The organism is Pseudanabaena sp. 'Roaring Creek' (genome assembly GCF_001402795.1).
Lineage (GTDB): Bacteria > Cyanobacteriota > Cyanobacteriia > Pseudanabaenales > Pseudanabaenaceae > Pseudanabaena.
The window spans coordinates 1-6159 of record NZ_LIRE01000467.1 but is presented as its reverse complement, the minus strand read 5'-3'; the positions used below and the strand labels follow the sequence as shown (position 1 = coordinate 6159).

Annotated in this window: 3 protein-coding genes and 1 pseudogene; 3 read left to right on the top strand and 1 reads right to left on the bottom strand. The window is 44.1% G+C overall.

Annotation, left to right across the window (positions count from 1 at the left end):
• Positions 1-436 precede the first annotated feature (436 nt).
• Positions 437-904 (bottom strand): annotated as a pseudogene (locus AC805_RS14900) (hypothetical protein); the annotation flags it as partial.
• A gap of 417 nt (positions 905-1321) precedes the next feature.
• On the opposite strand from AC805_RS14900, the gene AC805_RS14895 reads away from it, so the two are divergent.
• From AC805_RS14895 to AC805_RS14885, 3 genes are all read left to right on the top strand, one after another.
• Positions 1322-3361: a GAF domain-containing protein gene (locus AC805_RS14895; RefSeq protein ID WP_055076152.1), complete on the top strand. Its 2040-nt coding sequence runs from the start codon at positions 1322-1324 to the stop codon at positions 3359-3361.
• Between the two features lie 335 nt (positions 3362-3696).
• Positions 3697-5304, top strand: coding sequence for a protein kinase domain-containing protein (locus AC805_RS14890; protein ID WP_055076151.1), 1608 nt, complete (start codon positions 3697-3699; stop codon positions 5302-5304).
• 181 nt (positions 5305-5485) lie between these two features.
• The gene (locus AC805_RS14885) at positions 5486-5920 is read left to right on the top strand and encodes a hypothetical protein (protein ID WP_055076150.1); all 435 of its coding nucleotides are present in this window, start codon (positions 5486-5488) and stop codon (positions 5918-5920) included.
• The last annotated feature ends 239 nt before the right edge of the window (positions 5921-6159 follow it).

Below are 6159 nucleotides of genomic sequence, written 5' to 3'. Positions count from 1 at the left end.
AAATTTAGCTTTGAAGATCTAGTTATATCCTAACGTGAGTAAATCCAAGCAACACAATGATTTCGCCAAGGTTAAAGAAAGTCAAAGTAGCGAAAAAATCTACTTTGACTCTTTCTAAGTAGCTAGGTATAAGTAAACTTAAAAACCAGAGAGGATACCGCCCGCGCAGCGGGCGGTATCCTCTCTGGTTTTGTTTTTTAATTATGCCTAGCTACTTAATTACTTTTAATTATTTTTTCTTCGTGGACTTGTTCGCGGGAACTTCCACGATCGCGTTTTCCACTTCAGTTACGGTTTCTGACTCCTCAGCTTCAACTTCAGCCACAATTTCAACCTCATTGGTTTTAACTTCGGCTTCAACAGGGGCTAAATCAGGGCTAGCCAAACTTTCAATGGATTCGGCTGCATTCTCAGTAGGAGCTTTGACTTCTGAGCTAGGAGACTTGAGCGCTTCATCTAAAACTTGACGGGCGTTTTCGGCTTGCGATCTCGCATCCAGAAATTTCATGTTAAGTTGAGCAAAACTTTTGAGAGTTTTAAATCCTTCTTTAATACTATTGATTTGCTCTTCCGATACCAGCTCATCGCTAAACAAAATATCGATCTGCGATCGCACTTGCATTGCATCAGAACGCAGCTCTTGGACTTTAATTTTTAGCGTCGCCAAGTTATTTAAAACCTGTACGGCTTGAGTAATAGGATCTTCGCGTTCTTCCGACATGGGCAGTTCTTTCACTTCAATAAATTGGTCGGGACTAAAGCCATCGGCAAGATCGGTATCGAGCTTGCCTGAGTCCATTAATTCCATCAAGTCTGCCATCGCTTTTTCCCGTGCTTTAGGCGAATCTTTACCAGCAACGGTCAAAACAACTTCAGGACTCTGGGCAAGGGTATAGCGCACCATATTTTTTAACTTACTTTGTGATTGGTAAACGAACGAGTAGCTAGGAATAATACCAATTCACGAAAGTGTTGTCACACTTTCGTGAATTGGTATTATTCGTGAATTGGTATAACTATAGCTGCCGCTAAGGGTATTAAGTAGCTAAGCATAAGTAAACTTAAAACCTAGAAGAGCATACCGTCCGCTACGCGAACGGTATGCTCTCTGGTTTTGGGTTTTACTTATGCTGAACTACTTAATGTGATTTTATCTTGTTTTTACAGTAAGGGTTGGTAAGTAGCTCTTAACCATAGAAGCAAAAGTTACGCTTTGTGTCTCATGCGATCGCCAAAATGAGTCCGTTAAGATCGATGCTCTAGATAGTTTTTTACTCTATCTACATTGCTAGAAAATATTTGGGGCTAGTCGTTCTTACCCATGGATTCTACCCTCTTAGATCAAATTCGCCATCTTTGCCGCGATCGCGCAGCCTACGAGCGCCTAAAAGCTATTTTAGTGCAGCAGGAGCGTGTACATCAACTTAGCTGGGAAGAGCATCAGGAAAAGATGATGGCAACCGAAGCCGTCGATGGTAATGCTTCGGACATTTTTAGCAATATCATTGCTAGAGAAAAAGCCCTTGCCCAGCTTGCCGATGCCATTCAGCGATCGCCATCCTTAGATTTAGTTTTACAAATAGCCGTTCAGGTTGCCCAGCAACTTTTACAAGTAGATCGCGTCGCCCTTTTTCATTGCCATGCTAACGGACAGGCGGAGTTTGTGACGGACGCGATCGCTACAGGGCTCATCTCTCTAACCTCCATGCCAGAAAGACAACTTTCCTTGGCAAGACATATGATCGAGTCTACCGAGCCCGATCGTTCGGCGCAGATCGTTGACAGCATCCGCAGTTCCAGCCTCTCCTCCCATATCGTCACTCTACTAGAACAGATTGGGATTTCCTCCTATGTAGCCAATAAGATCTACGCAGGGCAAGAAGTATGGGGAACTTTGGTGGCTTTTCATGGCAGAGCCTATCACAATTGGTCGGAGAGCGATCGCACTTCTCTATCCTTAGTTGCGGCTCAAATCGGGATTGCCGTTTCCCTCATTAATTTGCGCCAGCAGTCTCAAGAGCTAACTGACGATCTCCATAGCCTACGTCTTGAATTAGACAATCTACAGCAAATAGTTACCGAAATTGCGGAGAGTGCGACTAATTCCGATAATACGGAGGATATCGCACCATCGATCGTACAGGCAGCTTCAGATCGTTCCGAATTGGTAAACGATGATGCGGAATCCGATCATGACCAAAAAGATGGCGATCCAGTCAACTCAGATTTAGAGAATGAAGAGGAGCAATCACAGGAAATTGAATTAGCCCAAACCACTATTCCCCCTGTAGAAGCAATAGATTTTCAGGATATCCCGAACTCGCAAAATGGTCTCCCTCCTCTCTTTTTGGCTCCAGTTGCCAATATTGATTTACCAGAATTAGAAGGTGAAGATGACGAGGAGCCGAGTCCAGAGGCAGTGGCTATCAAGTTTGAAAGGGCTGATATCTCCTATGTGATTATGCCTGACAACCTGAAAATAATTTCCAGCGATGAATCTGAAGAATCGGACTTAAACACAACTATAGAAAGTCCCGAACAAAATTCTGAACAAAATCCCGAACAAAATCCCGAACTTGAAGTTGTAGAATTCCCGATCGCCGCATTCCCTCATCAGCCATCAGAAAACTTAGATTTAGTAGATCCTTTAGCAGATACCCAACCTGAAGCGATCGCCACAGCCCCGATTAAATTGCCATTAGATCAGGACGAAGCGGATTTATCGCCAAGGGAACCAGAGGCAATTGTCGATGAATTCATCAAGCCAGAGGAGGAAGAAATTCTCCCCGAAATTACCGAACCTCAATTAATAGAACCCAACAGCCTAGAGTTAGCATCCCAGCCGATCGATCAGCCATCGCCAGAACCAGAAATCCTAGAGTTAGCATCCCAGCCGATCGATCAGCCACCCTCAGAGTCCGCATTACCCGATGATACTCAAGGTTTAGATAGGCAAGAAGTGCTAGATATTGCTAATGAGGACGAAGAGCCTGCGATTGAACCACAATTTATCGAGACAATTCTGGAGATTGGTGGTAACGATCGCAAAGCCACCGAATTTCTGATCGATGTAATTGACACATATTTAGAAGATGCCCCACATTTAGTACAGGCGATCGATCGAGCGCTCGCCGTTAGCGATTATGTCAAACTCCTTCAAGCCTTAAACACATTGCGATCGAGCAGCGACTACCTTGGGGCTTTGACCCTTTCCTATCAATGTCGTCAGCTTGAATCCGCCATAAATGATAATTATGTCGTATTAATTTATGCTTCCCTATCTCAAGTCGCAATTGAGGTACAAAGGGCAACCGATGCTCTACGACAGGAGCGATCGCGTTATCTTGAGATGCTTGAATAAAGCCATTTACCTCTTAACAATTTGAAATGAACTTTGAGAAAGGGTTTACTCCGCAAACCCTTTCTCAAAGCCTAAAAATAAAAGCCTTGCTTGGCAAGGCTTTTATTTTTGGGCTTTTAAAATTTGCCAGCTTAACGCGAACTGACGTTATACCAATTCACGAAAGTGTGACAACACTTTTGTGAATCAAACACCAAACCCAGTAGGGTTTTGAGAATTGGTATTAAATCTAAGAGACTTGTCGTCACGGTTTTGTGAAAATTTAGTTTTGTAGCTTCTCCACTTGCCCTAATGACGCTTATGATTACAGTCAATGATGCAATTTCATCTTGAAAATGATTGGCAAAGTAATTAGCGGCAGATACCAAATTATTCAAAACCTTGGAGGCGGAGGTTTTGGGCAAACTTTTTTGGCGGAGGATTTGCAACTGCCAGATCATCAGAAATGTGTGGTTAAAAAGCTAAGTCCGACATCCAACGATGCTTTTGTGGTCAAAATCGCTAGTCGGCTCTTTGAAACGGAGGCGAGGGTTTTACATAAACTTGGTAGCCATGATCGTATTCCCCGTTTGCTAGCGCACTTTGAAGAGGATAGTGAATTTTATCTTGTCCAAGAGTTAATTGAAGGGGATGACTTGACGCAAGAACTGATCGCCAAAGATCGCACAGTTGATGGCTATCCCGTAGGACGAATGAAAGAGACCCAGACGATCGCCTTTTTGATGGATATATTAGAAACTCTTGATTTTGTGCATCAGCAGGGGGCAATTCATCGGGATATTAAACCTGCAAATTTAATGCGTCGCCGTGCCGATGGCAAAATCGTATTGATTGATTTTGGCGCAGTTAAGCAAGTAGGTACAGCAACAGCTATTGGCTCTACGGTTGCGATCGGGACTGATGGTTATATGCCTAACGAGCAGGCGATCGGCAAGCCTAGACCCTGTAGCGATCTCTATGCCGTAGGCGCGATCGCCATTCAAGGACTGACTGGGCTTGCGCCCAATCTCCTATCTGAAAATCTGGAAACGGGGGAATTAGCTTGGCGTTACGCCCCTGCCCATGCCGCTTTTAAATATCGGGCAGTGGTTAGCGATGGATTGGCAAGGATCGTCGATAAGTTAGTTAAATACGACTTTCGCGATCGCTATCAGTCTGCCGAAGCGGTATTGACAGATTTACGCAAATTAGATTCGGCGATCGCGCCCACACTCGTATCTAATATCGAGCAGACTGATTTTCAAGAAATAACTTCATCCTTTGAGGCGCGGGACAATGTGGCAACCAAGTTCTCACCACTGAAATCGCCAAGGGATTATTTCCCCGTCAATCGTAGAAACCAACTGGTAGCGATCGCCCTAGGCATTGTCTCAGCGATCGCCCTTGTGGGGACAGTGATGTTTTTGCGTCCATCTTCCGTAATCAACAACAATGTGAATGTCAGTTCGCCCAATTTTAAATATTTATTCCTATCGGAACGCCCGATTGAGCCACAGGATGTGGCAGGCAAAAGTGAGTACGAATTGGATATCATGCGCAATGAAATCTTTGCTAGATACGGTCGCCGTTTTCAAGATCCTGAATTGCAAGCTTATTTTAATAAGCAGCCTTGGTATAAGCCCATCTACGAGCCTGATCGCTTTCCTGAAGGTTTACTCACTTCCATCGAGCAGCAAAATGTTGATTACCTGCTTAACTTTCAAGTTCGTTCTGTTCAAAAAACTGGTAATGCGAATACCTGCGATTACACGAAGCGGGTAGTTTCCGATCCCAATCCGCCAATCAACGTCCGCCAAGGAGGAGGTGTGGACTATGCGATCGTGGGTAAACTGAACAATGGTACACAGATTACGGTGACAGGTGAAAAACAGGGTTGGTTGCAAATTTCTGACCCGATCGCTGGTTGGGTTGCGGCGAATCGGACAAAACCAATATGCCTCTAAATTTAGCCTTTTAAATTTAGCCTTTTAAATTTAGCCTTTTAAATTTAGCCTTTTAAATTTAGCCTTTATGTACGACCCCGAAGAGCGAATCACGCTAAAATTCAATCTACGGCGATGCTTTACTCGACTCTAAAATATTGCTTAAGACCTTGATTAAAATCTCACCTATTGGATTGATGCTGTGACGACTGAAATTTCTGATTGGAGCGATCTAGAAGCCGAACTCCAAGAAACTAAAGCCCTATTAGAAGAAGTCGAACAGCGTTTTTTGCAGGTTCGTCGCGATGCGCTCCTGCAACAGGAACTGAAAACAGAACGCGAACAGATTCGATCGCAAATTGATAATAATAATTCTCATAAGTCAAAACTTGGGCGTATCCCCGATCACAAATATGGTCGAGTGCTTGCGAATAACGCCAATAACTATGCCAATCCCTCGAAGGACGAACTCTTGAAACAACTTCAAGAAATAGGCGATCGCCTCGAGCAAGTTGAGGCAAATCTGGAAAGTCGCTTGCTCTCTTGGAGTAGTTTTCGCGAACCCTTTTGGCAGATCGTCCGTTTTGGGGGACTCGGCATTATCATCGGCATAGTTTTACGCAGTTGCGCCTCTTAATGCCTCTTACAGCGCTTTGCGCTCAAACCCAAACCAAGGAAATTTTTGAAAGCGTTGCAAAGCAACGCTTTCAAAAATTTCCTTGTAGTTCGTTTGATCGATAATTGCTGTATGCTTTTGCAGATAAAAAAAGTCCCACTCAGCCAACGTTAGCTTCGACTCCGCTCAGCTAGCGTTGGCTGAGCGGAGTCGAAGCCATAGGTACTTTAATTACGAACAAGTCCCTTAACTACTATAGC